A 16,642-nucleotide genomic window follows, 5' to 3' on the forward strand; every position below is an offset into this window, starting at 1 on the left:
GGTTGAAGCGGTCTGGGCAACGCTGGAGTATTCGGGGTGCGCAGCGTGTTCTAAACTTGCGCGTTTGCCTGATGAGCAACCGATGGAATTTGGTTCGTCAGCAGATTGAGCCAATCAACTATGCGATGGCCGCATAGCGACATTTTGAATTGCACCCGACTGGTTGACCATCTAGCCAAAGTAATAGCAGAAAATCTATTTGCCCATTTATATCGAAAAGACCAATTCTCCCTTTAATTTCTACTTCGCGAGCGTATGCAGACTGTCCCAGTGGAATACTTGTTAACCCAGCTAAAAAACCATTCCAAGATGTGGTCGCTTTACCATGATTGTTTTGATCAGTTTTTATTTCGATCAGCCCACCTTTACGAAGCGCTTGTTCCCAAGATTTCTCTTTGTCTTTCCCTGTTTGAGCTAATACAATATTTAACGGATTATTTAAGCGATTCCAAAATGGTATAGTTTCGCTTATTTGATTATCTGTAGTGAGTTTAAAACGTCTTTCGCAGGAGTTATACCGGATGAATTCTCCTATCGTTGAGGCTGTGGTGTTCATATAGTTAAGTTTACTAAGGGCGATATAGAAGCTATTTTTTGTACTTTCTGCGAATTAATTCTGATTACTTTTTTAGGCCTGATTAATTGGTCAGCTATCAACTTAACTATATAAGAATTAACAGCATTACCTAATGCCTTGAAGCACGTCGTATCATTTTCTGGCAGTGTAATCCCTTCAAGCGCTTGAAGTTTTGCACCCTCTTGTGATGTTATATAGCGTCTTTGCCAACCTATAATAGGCTTTTGAGTATTTGTGCAAACTAATGAAGGAAAGAAGTCTGTTTTCTTAACGCGTATTCCTGATGCTCTAAATTGAATAATGTAGTTAAATAAGTTTCTATCGGCACTCTCGCCCACGTTCCATTCTAATTTTTGCCAACTCTGAGAACTGTATTGGGCAATTTGAGCTACAATTTGTTCAACGTAGCTTTTGTTTAATTCATAAAATTGACGGCTTTGACGAATATAGCTCTGTTTCCAAGTGGGGAATGGCTCATCATTTCTGGCATAACTTGGTAAATTCTGCAACTGCTCTGTACGATCCATCCCACTGAGACTTATGCCAAAATTACCTTTGTATTTGCCGAGTTCTTGGACAGATAAAGTTGTAGGCGAAGCTTCTTCAAAGGGATACGTGGCTCCAAATTCCATCCCCCATATTGGTGCTGCCAATATTTTATTTTCTGCTGGAATAGCGTTTATAAATGCTTGCCATAAGTTTAAGCAATTCATTTCTTCCTTCCCAATAGCCGTATTTTCTGAAGGATTATCTTCAATATAATGGCTTATATTCGCTTCAACGATACTTGGTTGAGGCCATTTAATATGGGATAAACCATTTCGGCTGCCAATAATAAACACGCGGTGACGATGTTGAGGGATTTCAAATTGATGAGGGGAGTAAATTTGATGGTCGACATGATAGCCAGCGGCTCTCAACTCACCTTCCATGTAATTCCAAGTTTCTTCATTCTTATGCTTCGCCAAATAAGCAACATTCTCTAATATGAAGAACTGAGGCTTTCTGAATTTTAGGATTTTCACGATCTCGTCAAAAAGGGTTCCACGGTTTTCATCGCCAAAGCCTTGTTGTTTACCTGCCTTTGAGAAGGGCTGGCAGGGAAACCCTGCACATAAAATATCGTGCTTAGGGATACTTTTGAGATTGGTGCTAATTATCTTACGAATGTCACCTTCAGGTAATATTCCCCAATTCTTAAAATATAACTTTTGTAGCGTTAAATCAATTTCACTGGCAAAGACACATTGGTGTCCCAACTCGTGCAATGCTTTGTGAAAGCCGCCCAAGCCAGCAAACAAGTCAATAAAAGTGGACATTTAGTTAAGAAAGTCTTGTTTCGCTAAGCTAACTCATGTTCATGATTTAAATGAATATTTGTCTATAAATGTTGTAAGTCTAGGGATATAAGAATAATGGCGGTTACAAGCAAGGGTCTAGTTTTCAGTTACTTATTTATCCTACCCACCTTATTGTATACTCGCGGTGTCATTTTTCTGCATATTGCATTGAAATAATAGTAACTGTTCAAACAATTTATGAACAAACTGCCTAAAGCTCCCCTAAAAGAGGTTGTGTTCGATATACTCTGGGAAATGAAGCAGGCCGAGGGCGGGTTCCCATATGATCCTGGTTTTGAATTTGCTCAGGGAATTTTCGCGCAAAAGATAAAACATTTTTTACCTGTTCGTAAACGTACAGTGCCTGAAAATGCCCCCTTTACAGTTTATCCACAGGTGATTCATCAATTTTGGCAAGATGAACTGACATGGCCACTAGTACAGTATGGACCCGGTATTCTAACGGTCAATGAAGTAGAAGGAAGCTATGATTGGAAGCATTATGGCCAACTTATTGATAGCGCACTAATTATGTTGGATGACAGTTACGAACAGTCTTTATCTTTGACCCAGATGCAATTACGGTATGTAGATGCTGTTGAACTTACAAAAGAACAATTTCAGGCTCTGGACCGTTTTGTGGCTGAAAACTTGCGAATTAACATAACAAATGGATTCGACTTGCCAGGTGTATTAACATCCCTCCAAGTGCAACAGGGTTTTCGGCTAGATGACGGTACACTTTTGAACTTAAGTATAAACGACGGTCGTAACACCATTACACAACAACTAGCTGTTATTTGGACAACTACTGTTGTTAAAAGAGGTCGTTTCTCATTACAGGAAGCGAAAGATTGGAAAAATGTTGCCCATCAGCAGGCATCGGATATATTCCGTAAAATGATGAGCCCATCTTTTTACCAAACATTTTTATGAGTTTGCTCTTAGATACCTACGCTGTTAGTCCTGAATTAAACCACCTACGTAATACAGGAGTAGCTAATGTATGGCAGTACGAATTTAACCGACCTAAGCGAGTAAATGATGGATTTGTGTTGATTCGACCTGATGAGGCATTTGATGTATTGACCCTAAACCGTCAAAAACTATCCGATATTGTCTCGTATAAAAATCTTGTTGATAATTGGGACGAAGACGATGCGGTTGCCCCCTCGCCACAAACTATAATGGTTGCACTTGGTGTAGCACTGTTGCTTACTGCAACCGGGCAGTCCATCTATCACATAGTGCCAGGTCCTAATGGGGAAATTATGATTAATCTTCGCAACGGCACTAAATCCGCTGAATTATTAGCTTATCCGGGTGGGCGTAACAAATTTGTACGGATTGGACCGAGCGAAATGCCTGAGCAGGGAGCATTAACGCCGGAATCACTACGGGAAACGCTACAATGGCTAAACCGGTAAAGTAAGAGTTAATGAATGACAGCCTCGTAGCGGACGAAGAAGAATTATACCGAAGTATTTACCGTACTCCTTGGCACAAATACGTTGACCCGGACGGCCAACATCAAGAAATTTCAAACTTCGGCCCAAAGATGACGGAAAATTATCAGTCGATGCGGCCAGCCTGACTACGCCGGAACAATCTGTACGGGACCTCACTAAATTCGCTTTGGCATCTGTCGCAAACGTCGATGTGAAAGCGATTGGCCTATCGACTTATCTTGATCCTTGCACCCTGGAAGAACACGGATTCGACAATCCAGCTCACGCCTATATCTGGGGAATGGACGAAGAGGATGACATTAAACCGGCTCTTCTTGCACAAAAGGCCGCCGTTATTTTAAAGTAACTACCCCCGGTGCAGGTGCAACCTGCTCTCCCATTTATCCGTTTTCGCTTTTGAAATGGTTTTCAGCAAATCATCAATAGTTAGCAGTATATTCTTGAGATACTTTAAGGCCATCTCCCATAGCTAACCTTAAAATAGTCTCATTTTAAGGTTAGCTACTAGACGGGAGACAATCACTACTTCGTTAACCGGAAATTGTACCCTATTTTGGCCGGGTAATAGGACTACTTCCATCATGTTAACTCCGTACGATTTTTCATCCTCCCTTCTCATTGACGACGTTGATATCTTCCTTCGGTATCTGGAAGGCAAACCCAATTTACCGCTGACAGCAGCGGGCGACCTGAAAGCCGCCGATTTGTGGATACTCAACGACCGGGTTAACTACAAAGCGCCGGATTACGTGACGAACCGCAGTCGGCAAATCGACTACCCGTTGCTGGGTTTTCTATTCCAGATTGCTACGGCCAGCCGGTTGTTTTTGGTAAAGTCGGTAAAGGGGAATGTGCTGGTAGCCGATGCGGCCCGGCTCGACATGTACCGTTCGCTAACCGTAGAGGAACAGTACGTTTTTCTGCTGGAAACCGCCTGGTGCTATGCCGACTGGTCGGCTATCGACGGCGACGAACGGAGTGGGGTGGGGGCTAACTGGTTTCAGAGTGGTATCCGGCAACTTCTTCAGAATCCGGTTGGCGCAGTAGTTACGTTTTTTGAGCGGGGTGGGTCGCTGGAAAAGAATCCGGCGGTTATTCATACGTCGTTCTCCGCCAATGCGTACATCCGGGTTGGGTACTGGTTCGGGTGGTACGACATTCGGGAGGTGGCCCGTACCAAACGGGATAAATACGAACTGGATATCGATCAGCTAATCCTGACTGAATGGGGCCAGCAATGCCTGACGGTGCTTCTGCGCGACCGCCCCTTCCGCCAGTGGAATAGACAGGCCGGGAATTACGCGTATTTTGATGAATATCAGGATGATGACGAACGCGTCAATATCAATGCCTTTGCCGATGTGTTCCGAACGCTGCTCGATGAGCCGGACCTGCTGAGTCTATACCCAATCAACCCGAATCCGCCAACCGGGGTGTACTGGATTCGCGCTGAACTGCCCGCTTTAAAGGTGTCGCGGACCATTGAGTTGCCTACCGACATGACCCTCGAAGACCTGCACGAGATGATCCAACAGGCGTTCGACTTCGATAATGACCACCTGTTTAAGTTTTGTATGAACCTCCGTAACCCGTACCGGGGTGAGCAGTATTATGATCCGCGCCCGGAAGCGGGCTGGTCTGACGGATACCCGGCCGATGATGTATCGCTGGCTAGCCTGAACCTGTATGAAGGCCAGCAGTTTCTGTACATCTTCGATTTTGGCGACCGGTGGGACTTCAAAATTACCGTTGTCCGGCATTTGCCCGATGAACGTACCGACAACCCCCGAATTGTGGAAGCAGTGGGCGAGGCCCCCGCGCAATACGGTGATGAGGAGTAATAAAGCCAAACCTTATCGCCGTACCAGCCCCTGCATCCGTAACTCATCCCGGAGAGCAATCAGTCGGCTATAGTTCGCGACGAGTTGACTGGCGAAAAGCGTTACGGACGCTTTGAGCGATGGTAGGGTGTTGAGCGCGGCAAGCCAACCGGCAATGGTGTGATACAGGCTCCGGTCGCGCTTGCCGTTTTCGAGTAAGTTGGTAGCGTGTTTCTTCACCAGGTTCATGCATTCGGTGGGGTGGGTTTCGGCGGCTAATGGCAGTATATCAGGCAAACTCCGGGTGTATTGCCACGATAGGGTTTCGATCCAGGCAAACAGATCGTTAGAGCGGCCTTCGGTGTGTAGCACCTGGGCATAAAACAACGGGAGCGACGTGTAGGGTGTTTTCAGACTGTCGGCAAACTGACGACGCCGGCTCTCCGTCCAGTATTCGCGTAATTTCAGGTAATCAGACAGCTGCCCCGCCGACCGACATCGGTTTTCAAGGGCGTTCAGGTATAAATTCAGGTCCACGCCGGGGGTGAGTTGTTTATCATCAAGCGTATCCAACACGAAATTGTCAAACGTGTTGGGGAACTGCTTTGTCAGCCGGTGCAGCGTCTGAATCAGTACCGGCATGTCGCCCATCTGCCGCCGACGCTGGAGCAGTTGCAACGCAATGACCGGGTCGTGGTTAGCAAACTGATCGGCGGTGTTGAGCCAAAGGTCGGCATCGGACAACACCTCGGCGATGCGGAGTTGTAAGTATTCGGTGTTCCGGTTTTGCCAGGTATGCTGCCCGATGGCCTGCTGCACTGCCCGCGCCGAAGGCGTATCCGTCACTAAGGCCAGCAACAGCGGCTCAAACGATTTCAGATTATAGTAGATTTGAGCGGGCTCCTGTTCGTCATAATCGTCCTCCTCGTCATAGTCCTCTTCGTCTTCCTCATTCTCGTCAAAGAACGTTACGCGTTCGGCTAACTGGCTTAGTGCCTGACTGATCTGGTCGGGATGCAGTACCCGGCTGGCTAATTGTGTATAGGCCTCGGCCAGCAAGCCGTGCCAAACGTCCCAGGTTTGCGATGGGTAATCGTCAATAGAGCCATATTCGTCATATTCAGGTTCTGACGCAGCCTGTGTCCCTTCATACACGCCCATATAGCTGGTCATCGCATCGGTAAGCCGCCCTTCACGGAGGGCTTTTATCACATCGTCGGCATATTCGGTCAGGACACTTTCAATGAGTGGGTCAGGGTCGGGCGACTCTTCCGAGTAATAATCCTCGACTTCCATCTCCAGTCCGTCGTCATCGAAACGCAGGTTGGAAAGTGCCGCAAATACGTCGTTACCAATACCCTCCACACTGCTCACGTTGTCGGCCTGGGTAAAGAAAACCAAGGTAGGCGTGCTGCTTTCCATCACCGCAAACTGAGCAAATTGCGCCCGGAGATCAGGTTGTTTATCAAGCAGTTGATGCAGGAAATCTAGTTTCTGGTCATCTGAAATTTCCTGCCAGAGCGTGTTCAGGTCGACAACCGGTGTTTCTATGGATGGGATAGCATCGACCAGGTCGATGACTGGCCCAAACTGGTCGATGACCGCCAGCCCAAACGCTACGCTGTGTTTGCAGATGCCCTCGAAATTATACGGGCAGTCGCAGGAGAAGTCAGGCTCTACTCCGCCGATTGTGAGCGAAACGCTATACAGTTCCGAGCCTTCGACGTTTCCCGTGAACGTATTGCCCGACCGTTTGATGCGCCGGACGTAACTATTCCGGAAATAGCTTTCGCCTTTGCTGTAGCTGCTGGGATTAGCGAGTTGTTGAAGGATAGTTTTGGTTAGCATGTCTGTCCTGCTTTAGTCCGTAAAAATAAACCCTACTTCTCAAACTGGAATATTTGCTCCATCAGGACCCATTTTTCGCCGGGTTTCGCATCTGGCAGGGGTTGTTGATAACCCCACATCAGCCGCTCCCATTCCTGCACGTGTGGGTTGGTGGCATCCAGAGCGGCTTTTTTCTCGAACGAAAAATCGTCGTCTGTTTCCATAATCATGAACATCCGGGTGCCGGTTCGGTAAATCTGAAGGTCGATTATCCCGGCGTTCAGGTCGTTTTTCCGGACTTCCGGCCAGCCCGCACCGGGCGCATGCCAGCGTTCGTATTCCGCAATCAGTTCGGGGTCATCTTTCAGGTCGAGGGCCAGGCAGTAGCGTTTCATAGGAAGAACGTTAAAGGAAATGTTAGTGGCTGGTTATCAGCCAAAATACTGGTTGAATGATTGAATTGTTTGTTGGGCGGCTTCGTCAGGCGTGGGCCAGGGAAAGGCTTCGGCGGAAATATATCCCTGATAAGCAATGTCGATCAGCGCTTGTGCTACGTCAGCCATAGCCGTGTGTCCCATGCCGACTGGCCCCCGGTTGCTGTCGGCAAAATGAACGTGGCCAATCAGCGAACCGGCCCGGCGGATGCTGTCGGGCAGCGATGCTTCTTCAATATTCATGTGGAATAAATCGGCTAGCAGCCCCACGTTCCGGGTGTTGAGGGAGCCAAGAAAATCGACGCCATCATCCAGTCGGTTAATCAGGTTGGTTTCGTACCGGTTCAGGGGTTCATAAATAAGCGTTACCCCGTTCGTTTCGGCAAAACTGCCCAGCGTCGTCAACCCTTCCGCCAGCCAGTCCATTGCCTGCTCCCTGGCAATGCCGTTGGGTACATTGCCCTGCATGGAACCGATAATGGCTGGTGCGCCAACCGACGCCCCGAACGAAATCATGTCCTGAATGAAGGCAACGGCCCCGGCACGAATCGCTGGATCGGGGTCGGTGAGGGTCAGGCCGTGAATCACTTTTCCGGCCCCAGTACCTACCGCCCCCACTGATAAGCCCAGTTCCCGGGTTAGCTCCGACAGGTTGTCGGACGCAACGGCATCGGCCGAAGCGGTGAATAGTTCGATACCCGAAAATCCCAACGCAGCCGCTTTCCGGGCACTCACTTCCAGCTCGTCCCAGTAAATCCAGGGGCCCGATGTGATGGATGGCACTAACGCAATGGTAACGCAGGATTTCATCACAGATTTCATGAAAAGGCTAGTCGAAGTGAACCATGATTTTGGTAATGGGGCCGGAATTTTCCGACCATTCGGCCAGTGCCGAGCCGGCCTGATCCAGTGAAACCGTCCGGCTGATGACGTCCTCCACCGGAAACCGGCCCGATTCCAGGTAGGCGATTACGTCGGGGAATTCGCCCAGGCAGTTGCGGGAGCCCAGTATCTCAATTTCCTTACGCACGAAGGTTCCGGTTTGATAGTCGACCGGTTTTTTAGCGTACCCGATATACACCACCCGCCCTGTATAAGCCACTTCGTCAACGGCGGCCCGGTAGGTAGCCGGATTTCCCACTGCTTCGATGATTACATCCGGTCCGTCGCCGTTGGTGATATGCATCAGGGCTTCGTGCAGGTCGACTTTGGCCGTATTGATGGTATGCGTGGCCCCCGCTTTTCGGGCAATAGCCAGTTTGGAGTCGTCAATATCGATAGCGATAACTTCGGCACCCCGGTGCGCGGAAGCGGCAAGTGCGCCCATGCCCACGATGCCGCAGCCAATAACGGCTACGATGTCGCCGGCCGCCACCCGTCCCCGGGCAGCCGCGTGGAAACCCACCGTCAGCGGTTCAACCAGGGCAAGCTCCCGTAAGGATAATCGGGAAGACGCGTGGAGTTTTTGCCAGGGAACGGCCACCAGGCTGGTCATGGCACCCGGTCGCCGGACGCCCATCGTTTTGTTGTCCTGACAGGCATTTGTCCGGCCCTTCCGGCAGGAAACACAAACGCCACAGTGCTGGTAGGGATCGATGGTTACGCGCATGCCCGGCTGAAACTCGGCTGGTACCTGCGCACCGGTTTCCAGGATGGTAGCCCCTATTTCGTGTCCCAGTACATTGGGGTACTCCTGCAACTCAAATAAGCCCCGATACCCGTTCAGGTCGCCCCCGCAAAAGCCTACCCAGCTCACCTGTAACAGTACTTCGCCCTCCCTGGGGATGGGTGTGTCAATTTCCCTTATTTCGGTTTTGCCGGGTTCTACCAGCACAAGCGCTTTCATTTTATCCATTTTTCAATGAGTGAATCAATGCATGAGCGAATAAGAATCAGAACGGAGGGGTTTTCACTTTACTCATCCCTGAGGGGTTGTTTGGGAATGTTGTTTTCAGGTTTCCCCTCAAACCACATCCAGTTTTTTACCGGGGCCACTAACGCGTCAATCCGGTCCAGCAGCCCGTCGTGAATCCGGAAATCCAGTACGCGTACATTTTGCTCCACCTGCCGTTGCTCCGACATGCCAATGATAGTCGTGGCAATGGCCGGATGGTCGAGGGCGAAACGAAGGGCTACATCACTCAGCGCTACCCCATACTCCCGGCATAACTGAATAAGGAGCGGTTGCAGGTCTTTTACTGGCTGGGGGGAACTTTGCCAGACGGGCACCGGAGCATCGGAAAGGATGCGCTGCATCAGCGGGGCCGCATTCATCAGACCAAACCCTTCCTGCTGAGAAAGCGGTACCAGTTCATCATTAATCTCATCATCGAGCAGGGTGTAATGGCCCCATGACAATACCGTGTCGACCGCCACCCGTCGGGCAATCTGGGCCAGGTAGCGGACTGGCAGGCCGGAGAATCCAACATAACGGGCTTTTCCCTGTTTTTTCGCTTCCAGTGCGGCCGGAATCGCTTCCTCCAGTACCTGTTTTCGGTCGCCAAACTCAATGTCGTGGACCTGAAGTAAGTCTACGTAGTCGGTCTTTAGTCGCCTGAGGGATTCGTCGATACTAGTCAGTACGCGCTGGTACGAAAAATCGAAAATACCGTTTCCGTATCGGCAGCACTTTGTGGCCAGAAAAATTTCGTTTCGTTTGCCGGACAGGGCATTGCCCAACCGTGTTTCTGCCAGGGTATCGCCGTAGAAGGGGGCAACGTCAAAGAAGTTAATACCAGCGTCGATGGCGGTATGAACGGCCCGAAATCCTTCCTGTTCATCCGTCACATCGAAAACGTCGCCCAATGGGGAGGCACCAAAACCAATAACCGAGAGATGCATATCTGTTTTCCCCAGCTTTCTATACTCCATACGTTGGCTCCGTTTTTTGAGTCACGAAGCTAGAAAACTCTGCGGTGCCGGTCAACTTAAATTCTGGAAGGGTTCGCCATCCAGCATACATTCATGCGCTGCTTGAGAGCTGTTGCACCTACTCATCCGATAAAAAAAGCCCGCTGAATTTCCGGAAAATTCAGCGGGCCGAAACGGTTCTGTGTATTCTTCTGCCAGTACTACTCGTCAGGCAACGTTCAGTGTGTTGTTGTTACGTTATCAAACAGGGGCTAAGCCAGCGCCCGGGCGAATAGACCCACCCGTTCGCGCAACAGATAGCTGCTGACGTCCGAACGCAGGTTACCATTCAGGGTGAAAGCCCGCAGGTCGGGGGTAAGGTTTGCGTATTTATCCAGTGCCCGTAACCAGGCATTGCGGTCCAGGTAAGGGGCCAGCAGCATGCGGGCCTGACCCAGGGCGCGGTGCTGCCGGGGCGACCAGATGGGCCGTTGCCGGTAAGCGGCTCCCTGTTCGTTCAGCAGGTCGGGTAAAAACTGGGGGGGCACCAGAGGCAGTAATTCGGCCAGCAGGTACAGGCCCAGTTCAACGTTTAGAATGCGGTTCGCTACCATGCCGGGCAATGCGTGCCGGAAACGAAGCCGGGTTGCCAGCGGCTCCTGCCACTGTAACAGACTGGCAAGAGCCGGACGAGTAGCAGAAGCGGTAGTAGGATATGCCGATGTGAAAGCCGTGTTCATTGGTAGGTTGTTGTTTATTGTTCTATACAAATATCAATCCCGTAGAACGTAATCTTTTTACGTTGTTCTATTTATTTTTGATTATTTTTTTGTTCTTATCAGTTCGTTGCCAGCTGGGCGGACAACACGCGTGGGAACGAGTACACCCGCTGCTGCCCCGTGTCTTTCACGGCCCAGTTTTCCCAGAAACAAATGACCAGCAGCCACTGCGCTACATCGGCCTGCCGGGCTTCGTAACCGCGTCGGCGCAGGGCCTGTTTAACCGTCTCGGCGGTGGTGCTGCCATGAGCCAGAATGAGGGCGGTGGCCACAAAACGGACAACGAGCGGTTCCAGTTTTTTGCGTTGTGTATGCATACTAGGCATTGATTTGGACGAGATACCGAATGGTATACTGCGACGGGTTGTAGACGATAAATTCGCTGGTTTTCAACTGGTTGTCCTGGCGGACGAACACGGAATCGTAGTGATCGTCCAGGCTGTTCAGGAATAGGGGGGTTACCTGTTCCGGTTTGTGCATAGTCAGTTCCAGCTGGTTGCCCAGGTGTACTTCACAAATAGCTCCGTACACGATGCGCTGTTGACTGTCAGGCCAAAGGCTTGCCTGTTTGAACTGGTCTGTGAAGCGGATTCCCTGCCCGAACGGTTGCCTGCCTTTGACCGCCGTTCGGGTTACACCGCCCGGCTGGAGCATACGCAATCCATCCGGACAGTCGTGCCAGAGGGCCAGTGTTTTTCGGTTTGGCCGCTTTCGTACGTAGGCGTTGAAGGCCGCGTCTGTTGTGGCCTGCCGGACGCTGAAAACCGCGCCAAAATTGCTTTTTCCGGCACCCATCATGCGCTGAATGAGCGTCAGTACGTGGCTGTCTGTAACGGGTTCAACGGTTATGTTCCGCTGTCCAGACAGGTGGGTTAAGGCATTGGCCGGGTTTGACCGGCTCCATACCCGTTGCAGCAACTGGTTGAGCATGATGATGGGTCGTTAGCGGGTTTAAGCCAGCATTTTACGCAACACGCCCAGGCGATTGCGCGAGAAGCCAACGGTTTTCTCGGCAAAATGCGTGCATTCCTGGTTGAGGTCGTAGGCCAGTCGGTAGTCGGGTGCCGAGGCATAGACGCGTAGCAGGGACTGCCAGTGCAGTTTATCGGTAAACTGGGCCAGAAGCATCCGGCCTCGGTTCAGGTATTTCTGCTGCCGGGGGGTAAACTGGTTGCTGGTTTCATCGCTGAACCGAAGCAGCTCCGGCAGGGCGGCAGGAGGGGCAGATGGATGAAGTTGATGAAGCAGGTACAAGCCCAGTTCGAGGTCAACTAATTGCCGGGTCGAAAGAACCGTGCGGGGCGCAGTGGCCGGGGTGTTTGAGCGGGGACGCGATGTATGAGTCATGAGATAAGCTATGTAAATGTCCGTGTCAAAACTATATCTCCTAAAACGTAATCTATTTACGGCCTTCTTTTTTTGTTGAAAAAAAAGTCATTAGCTTCACGTCATTAAAAACTAGTCATCGGTTGTCACTCATCGCCGGTACCAATAAGGCCGCGCAGCGAATGACAACCGATGCCAATAAGTGACACATAAGTATGCCCATCACCCGTTCTGCGTTTCAGCGTTATCGTTTGATTGACGAGACCATCAGCCGGTATCCGCGTCGCTTTTCCAAACAGCGTTTGTTTGAACTCTGTCAGGAAAAATGCGGCATTCGTTCCATCTCATCGCTCGAAAAGGACATTCAGCGGATGCGTGAAGACCACGAAGCCCCCATCGAATACGACAAACGGGCCAATGGCTACTATTACAGCAATCCGCAGTTTCGGCTGCTGAGCCTGATGCTCTCTCCCGACGATATGGACGCGCTCGATTACGCCCGTGAGGTGCTGGCCGCAACGCAGGGCGCTACCGTGGCCGACGAACTGACTAATGCGCTGCAAAAAGTACGGCAGAGTCTGGACATTATCCGGGAGGTGAAAAGTGACGGTAGTCCGGCTAACTCCCGCCGGATCGTGTATGTGGAAGAGAAAATTCTGGGGGGAAATCGCCAGTATGTACCCATGCTGATTCGGGCGGTGAACCAGAACCGGCAGGTGGCCTTTCGTTACCTCAAACATGAAGATGCCGTATCCATGCGTACCATAGCGGTCACGGTTAAAAGTAAGACGAGTGCCCGCCCGCTTCCGGTAATGCCCGAACGCCCAAAGCTGCGGATTCTGCACCCTATTTTATTGCGAGAAGTAGCGGATAGCTGGTACGTAATTGGCTATGACGCGGCTAGTGGGGGCGAGCGTACCTTCGCCCTCGACCGCATGAGCGAACTGGAACTGCTGGACGACCCCTGCGATGTGCCACCCGCCATCCTGACCAATGTGAGTGAGTTGTTCGAGCATATTTACGGCATCACCGACAGCCACGGGCCGGTGGAGGATATCGTGCTGTCGTTCAGTCCGTTGTTTGGTCGGTACGTAAAATCCAAACCCATTCATCAGACGCAGGAAGTATTGAGCGATACCCCCACCGAGTGCGTCGTACGACTCCGGCTGGCGCCCAATCGGGATCTGCTGATGCACCTTCGCAGCTACGGCGAGCACCTCACAATACTGCAACCGGCCAGTCTGGTCCAGGAGATGAAAGAGTCGCTGTCTGCTACATTGGCGCGGTACTGAACCAGATAAAGCCGCCATAGCCTGTTTCTTTGTGGTCGTACATGCACGAGTAAGAGTCTTTTTTGATTATTAACCAAACCTGGGCTAGCTTAACCCAGATTCAACAAACTTAAAACTGAGTTCTATGAAGAAGTTATATTATGCGTTGGTTATTGCCGTAGCAAGCCTGGTTTTTGGTTCACCCGGCGCCCGTGCGCAAACCACTACACTCCGGTTTGGAAAGCTCATAACAGGTCAGGGAGACGTTATTGCCGATGCCGTAGTGGTAATTGAGGGAAATAAAATCAGTAAAGTTTCTTCCGGGGAAAAAAGTATTCCGCCCAACACAACGCTGATTGATCTTCGTCCGCTTTGTGCCATTCCGGGCCTTATTGATGTGCATACGCACATCACCTATTATTGGGATAAAACCTCCGGAACAAATCCGTGGGGTAGTCGGCTGGACCCCGTCACAACGGTTTTTCTGGCGCAGGAGAATGCGTTGAAAACCTTAAAAACCGGTGTGACAACAATCCGGGATTTAGGCTCATCGGGGGGTACGGATATCGCCATGCGGGATTTGATCAATCGCGGTGCTATGAAAGGCCCCCGCATGTTTGTTGCCGGTAATGGCCTGCACATTTCAAGAGCCCGGGTAACGCCCGGCGTTAGCACTGTGGATCCGGGTCGGGCCGATGGGGTCGATGAGGTGATAAAAGTAGTGCGGCAGGAACTAGGGGCGGGGGTGGATTGGATAAAGATCTACGGTTCTACCGGAAGTGCCCAGAACGTTACCGGTTTTCAGACGTTTACGCAGGAGGAAATGGCGGCTGCCGTTACCATTGCTCACCTGGCGGGCAAACGGGTGGCTATCCACTCCTACGGTCCGGATGGATGCAAAGCGGCCGTACTGGCCGGTGCTGAATCCGTCGAACACGCTACCGATGTGGATAAAGCAACCTTTGAGGAAATGATTAAACGGGGTACTTACTACGTGCCAACGGTTGATCATAATCGTTACTACATCGATCATCGGGACGAGTATGGCTATACGGACCAGATTGTAAAAGGGCTAAATGACTACATCGACCGGAATTTTAAAAGCCTTCAGTTAGCCATTAAAATGAAGGTAAAAATAGCGATGGGGTCCGATGCTGTTTTTACCGGATTTGGCGAGAACACCAGAGAGCTGCGCTGGTTTGTAAAAGCAGGAATGACCCCGCAGCAGGCCTTGCAGACCGCTACGGTCAATGCCGCCGAGCTGCTGGGAAAAAAGAATGAATTAGGGGCCATTGCCCCGGGCTTTCTGGCCGATATTGTTGCCGTTGATGGGAATCCAGCAGAGAATATCGATGTCGTGATTGATAAGGTACGCTGGGTGATGAAAGACGGGAAAGTCGTTGTCGATGAACGATAGTCATGTTAGAGAAAAGTAACGCTTTTACCCATGCTCACCTTTACAACCACCCTGCTGAAATTTGACGATAAAGGGGAGAAAACCGGCTGGACGTACATCAGAATTCCGCTGGACATCGCCGAAGCCATCCGGCCCGGCCAGAGAACAGCCTTCCGGGTAAAAGGAAAACTGGATGAATTTTCCATCAGTCAGGTGGCGGTATTGCCCATGGGTGAGGGTGAATTTATTATTCCGGTCAATGCGGCTATGCGCCGGGGCATCCGTAAAGAAGCGGGGGCGTCGGTTCGGGTAGCGCTGGAAGCCGACGACTCGCCCATGCCGCTATCCACCGATTTGCTGGCCTGTCTGGACGATGCCCCCGATGCGCTGGCCTATTTTCAGCAGTTGAGTCAGGGGCATCAGCGGTATTTCAGCAACTGGATCGATGAGGCCAAAACAATGGAAACCAAAACCAAACGGCTTACCCAGGCCGTTCGGGGGTTATCCATGCGCCTGGATTTTGGGGAGATGATCCGCTATTTTAAAAAGCAGTCGTAAGGGTTAGCAGCGAGGGGCAGGCTGGTGAAGGGACTGTCCCCAGTTTTGTAGTTCCTCAGCTGACCATAACGATGGAAAAAACACCCGTTGCTGTTGCATAGGGGGTAAATAGGCCTGCCAGTTAGTGCCGCCCGTGGCTTTAATGGCTTCCGGCTCTTTGTGCAGGTACTGTACCGCCGACCGCAGGTGGGCCAGTTTCCAGCGGACGTTTACCCGCCAGTCGTACTCACGTAGGGTAGCTATCAACTCATTGGGGGCTTGGCTACCCTGCGAAAATTGCTGGTAACGGTGGTACAGGTTTTTCGACTCGAACGATTCGCCCAGCCGAACCAGGCGCGGTTTGTAGTGCTGGTCGAATTGTCGCAGTGTCAGCGTTTTTTGCTGGGTAGCCAACTCCGTAGCGCCCTGCTTCCAGTACAAAAATTCGTAGAGGTCGTCAATGAAGGAGGGTTCCTCCGGCGGGGCAATAAGCAGATTGCGGAAATCGGTGGAAACGATTTCGATTTCGCGAAACTGCACCGACTGAAAGCCGCTTGAGGGTAGCAGGGCCATCCTGAATTTAAGGAATTGTTCCCGCTCCATACCCGTAACCATAATGCTGAACGAATCTTCCAGCAGTTGAAAATACTGGTTGACGCGTTGCATCCGGGCGGTAAAGAATTCTGCCGTTAAGGGGCTTGCTTCGGCAATCTGCCTGATTTCGTGCAGGACCAGTTTGAAATATAATTCCGTAATCTGGTGATACGTCACGAAAATAAGTTCGTCCGGGTAAGCGGTTTTGGGGTTCTGCAGAGACAGCAGCGTTTCCAGGTGAATATAATTCCAGTAGGTCAGGTAATCGGCCTGTAGCAATCCTTCCAGATAGGAGGCCATGTCCTGCCCCATAGCGGCAAATTTCTGTTCCAGTTGGTTGAGTCTGTTGCTTACTGTATCGTCCATATCGGTATTCTGTCCACTTCCGAAATAAAAGACCAGACCTGCCTGTTTCTTACCAG

General features: G+C 50.7%; 19 protein-coding genes and 1 pseudogene. 8 read left to right on the plus strand and 12 right to left on the minus strand.

What is annotated here, in order from left to right; translation table 11 throughout:
• Positions 1–137: pseudogene (locus B157_RS38535) on the plus strand (ISLre2-like element ISRsl1 family transposase); the annotation flags it as partial.
• On the opposite strand, the gene B157_RS0125095 reads toward B157_RS38535, so the two are convergent.
• Positions 119–556, minus strand: coding sequence for a hypothetical protein (locus B157_RS0125095; protein WP_020606068.1), 438 nt, complete (start codon positions 554–556; stop codon positions 119–121). The pseudogene B157_RS38535 and the gene B157_RS0125095 sit on opposite strands and share 19 nt — an antisense overlap.
• Positions 553–1,896, minus strand: coding sequence for a DNA cytosine methyltransferase (locus tag B157_RS0125100; protein ID WP_020606069.1), 1,344 nt, complete (start codon positions 1,894–1,896; stop codon positions 553–555). Before B157_RS0125100 ends, B157_RS0125095 begins: the two co-directional genes overlap by 4 nt.
• 219 nt (positions 1,897–2,115) lie before the next feature.
• Between B157_RS0125100 and B157_RS0125105 the strand changes: the two genes are divergently transcribed.
• The 4 genes from B157_RS0125105 (at position 2,116) to B157_RS0125130 (ending at position 5,227) form a co-directional block, all read left to right on the plus strand.
• Positions 2,116–2,853 (plus strand): TIGR04255 family protein, encoded by a 738-nt coding sequence (locus B157_RS0125105; RefSeq protein ID WP_020606070.1) that lies wholly within the window; start codon positions 2,116–2,118, stop codon positions 2,851–2,853.
• Positions 2,850–3,344 (plus strand): hypothetical protein, encoded by a 495-nt coding sequence (locus B157_RS0125110; RefSeq protein ID WP_020606071.1) that lies wholly within the window; start codon positions 2,850–2,852, stop codon positions 3,342–3,344. Before B157_RS0125105 ends, B157_RS0125110 begins: the two co-directional genes overlap by 4 nt.
• A 208-nt stretch (positions 3,345–3,552) precedes the next feature.
• Entirely contained in the window at positions 3,553–3,732 is a 180-nt protein-coding gene (locus B157_RS0125120; RefSeq protein ID WP_020606073.1) for a hypothetical protein, read from the plus strand.
• Between the two features lie 235 nt (positions 3,733–3,967).
• Positions 3,968–5,227 (plus strand): plasmid pRiA4b ORF-3 family protein, encoded by a 1,260-nt coding sequence (locus tag B157_RS0125130; protein WP_020606075.1) that lies wholly within the window; start codon positions 3,968–3,970, stop codon positions 5,225–5,227.
• A 12-nt stretch (positions 5,228–5,239) separates the two neighbouring features.
• On the opposite strand, the gene B157_RS0125135 is transcribed toward B157_RS0125130, so the two are convergent.
• From B157_RS0125135 to B157_RS0125175, 9 genes are all read right to left on the minus strand, one after another.
• Positions 5,240–7,054, minus strand: coding sequence for an SWIM zinc finger family protein (locus B157_RS0125135; protein WP_020606076.1), 1,815 nt, complete (start codon positions 7,052–7,054; stop codon positions 5,240–5,242).
• 32 nt (positions 7,055–7,086) lie between these two features.
• Positions 7,087–7,428, minus strand: coding sequence for an L-rhamnose mutarotase (locus B157_RS0125140; RefSeq protein WP_020606077.1), 342 nt, complete (start codon positions 7,426–7,428; stop codon positions 7,087–7,089).
• Positions 7,429–7,464: 36 nt separating this feature from the next.
• Positions 7,465–8,277, minus strand: coding sequence for a sugar phosphate isomerase/epimerase family protein (locus B157_RS0125145; RefSeq protein WP_026308957.1), 813 nt, complete (start codon positions 8,275–8,277; stop codon positions 7,465–7,467).
• 19 nt (positions 8,278–8,296) lie between these two features.
• Positions 8,297–9,322 carry a zinc-binding alcohol dehydrogenase family protein gene (locus B157_RS0125150; RefSeq protein WP_020606079.1) on the minus strand — a complete coding sequence of 342 codons (1,026 nt, stop codon included), beginning with the start codon at positions 9,320–9,322 and terminating at the stop codon, positions 8,297–8,299.
• Between the two features lie 59 nt (positions 9,323–9,381).
• The gene (locus B157_RS0125155; RefSeq protein ID WP_020606080.1) at positions 9,382–10,338 is read right to left on the minus strand and encodes an aldo/keto reductase; all 957 of its coding nucleotides are present in this window, start codon (positions 10,336–10,338) and stop codon (positions 9,382–9,384) included.
• A 251-nt stretch (positions 10,339–10,589) separates the two neighbouring features.
• Positions 10,590–11,057: a pPIWI_RE_Z domain-containing protein gene (locus tag B157_RS0125160; RefSeq protein ID WP_020606081.1), complete on the minus strand. Its 468-nt coding sequence runs from the start codon at positions 11,055–11,057 to the stop codon at positions 10,590–10,592.
• A gap of 98 nt (positions 11,058–11,155) precedes the next feature.
• Positions 11,156–11,413 (minus strand): hypothetical protein, encoded by a 258-nt coding sequence (locus B157_RS0125165; RefSeq protein WP_020606082.1) that lies wholly within the window; start codon positions 11,411–11,413, stop codon positions 11,156–11,158.
• Position 11,414: 1 nt separating this feature from the next.
• Positions 11,415–12,026, minus strand: coding sequence for a poly(ADP-ribose) polymerase family protein (locus B157_RS0125170; protein ID WP_020606083.1), 612 nt, complete (start codon positions 12,024–12,026; stop codon positions 11,415–11,417).
• A gap of 21 nt (positions 12,027–12,047) precedes the next feature.
• Positions 12,048–12,443: a pPIWI_RE_Z domain-containing protein gene (locus B157_RS0125175; RefSeq protein WP_020606084.1), complete on the minus strand. Its 396-nt coding sequence runs from the start codon at positions 12,441–12,443 to the stop codon at positions 12,048–12,050.
• A gap of 194 nt (positions 12,444–12,637) precedes the next feature.
• Between B157_RS0125175 and B157_RS0125180 the strand changes: the two genes are divergently transcribed.
• The 3 genes from B157_RS0125180 (at position 12,638) to B157_RS0125190 (ending at position 15,647) form a co-directional block, all read left to right on the plus strand.
• A complete protein-coding gene (locus B157_RS0125180; RefSeq protein ID WP_020606085.1) occupies positions 12,638–13,714 on the plus strand; it encodes a helix-turn-helix transcriptional regulator in 1,077 nt (358 codons plus the stop codon).
• Between the two features lie 124 nt (positions 13,715–13,838).
• Positions 13,839–15,110 carry an amidohydrolase family protein gene (locus B157_RS0125185; RefSeq protein WP_020606086.1) on the plus strand — a complete coding sequence of 424 codons (1,272 nt, stop codon included), beginning with the start codon at positions 13,839–13,841 and terminating at the stop codon, positions 15,108–15,110.
• Positions 15,111–15,140: 30 nt separating this feature from the next.
• Positions 15,141–15,647: a YdeI/OmpD-associated family protein gene (locus B157_RS0125190; protein ID WP_020606087.1), complete on the plus strand. Its 507-nt coding sequence runs from the start codon at positions 15,141–15,143 to the stop codon at positions 15,645–15,647.
• Between the two features lie 3 nt (positions 15,648–15,650).
• Here the strand turns inward: B157_RS0125190 and B157_RS0125195 are convergent, their stop codons facing one another.
• Positions 15,651–16,586, minus strand: a complete 936-nt coding sequence (locus tag B157_RS0125195; RefSeq protein WP_020606088.1) for a tryptophan 2,3-dioxygenase family protein — start codon at positions 16,584–16,586, stop codon at positions 15,651–15,653.
• Positions 16,587–16,642: the final 56 nt, after the last annotated feature.

Source organism: Spirosoma spitsbergense DSM 19989, assembly GCF_000374085.1.
Classification (GTDB): Bacteria; Bacteroidota; Bacteroidia; order Cytophagales; family Spirosomataceae; genus Spirosoma; species Spirosoma spitsbergense.

Coding starts and splice junctions, on each gene's coding strand:
- B157_RS0125155 (WP_020606080.1), bottom strand. CDS start 10,338: ATGGAGTATAGAAAGCTGGGGAAAACAGATATGCATCTCTCGGTTATT.
- B157_RS0125165 (WP_020606082.1), bottom strand. CDS start 11,413: ATGCATACACAACGCAAAAAACTGGAACCGCTCGTTGTCCGTTTTGTG.
- B157_RS0125145 (WP_026308957.1), bottom strand. CDS start 8,277: ATGAAATCCTGCGTTACCATTGCGTTAGTGCCATCCATCACATCGGGC.
- B157_RS0125185 (WP_020606086.1), top strand. CDS start 13,839: ATGAAGAAGTTATATTATGCGTTGGTTATTGCCGTAGCAAGCCTGGTT.
- B157_RS0125100 (WP_020606069.1), bottom strand. CDS start 1,896: ATGTCCACTTTTATTGACTTGTTTGCTGGCTTGGGCGGCTTTCACAAA.
- B157_RS0125110 (WP_020606071.1), top strand. CDS start 2,850: ATGAGTTTGCTCTTAGATACCTACGCTGTTAGTCCTGAATTAAACCAC.
- B157_RS0125170 (WP_020606083.1), bottom strand. CDS start 12,026: ATGCTCAACCAGTTGCTGCAACGGGTATGGAGCCGGTCAAACCCGGCC.
- B157_RS0125160 (WP_020606081.1), bottom strand. CDS start 11,057: ATGAACACGGCTTTCACATCGGCATATCCTACTACCGCTTCTGCTACT.
- B157_RS0125180 (WP_020606085.1), top strand. CDS start 12,638: ATGCCCATCACCCGTTCTGCGTTTCAGCGTTATCGTTTGATTGACGAG.
- B157_RS0125135 (WP_020606076.1), bottom strand. CDS start 7,054: ATGCTAACCAAAACTATCCTTCAACAACTCGCTAATCCCAGCAGCTAC.
- B157_RS0125190 (WP_020606087.1), top strand. CDS start 15,141: ATGCTCACCTTTACAACCACCCTGCTGAAATTTGACGATAAAGGGGAG.
- B157_RS0125140 (WP_020606077.1), bottom strand. CDS start 7,428: ATGAAACGCTACTGCCTGGCCCTCGACCTGAAAGATGACCCCGAACTG.
- B157_RS0125105 (WP_020606070.1), top strand. CDS start 2,116: ATGAACAAACTGCCTAAAGCTCCCCTAAAAGAGGTTGTGTTCGATATA.
- B157_RS0125095 (WP_020606068.1), bottom strand. CDS start 556: ATGAACACCACAGCCTCAACGATAGGAGAATTCATCCGGTATAACTCC.
- B157_RS0125150 (WP_020606079.1), bottom strand. CDS start 9,322: ATGGATAAAATGAAAGCGCTTGTGCTGGTAGAACCCGGCAAAACCGAA.
- B157_RS0125195 (WP_020606088.1), bottom strand. CDS start 16,586: ATGGACGATACAGTAAGCAACAGACTCAACCAACTGGAACAGAAATTT.
- B157_RS0125130 (WP_020606075.1), top strand. CDS start 3,968: ATGTTAACTCCGTACGATTTTTCATCCTCCCTTCTCATTGACGACGTT.
- B157_RS0125175 (WP_020606084.1), bottom strand. CDS start 12,443: ATGACTCATACATCGCGTCCCCGCTCAAACACCCCGGCCACTGCGCCC.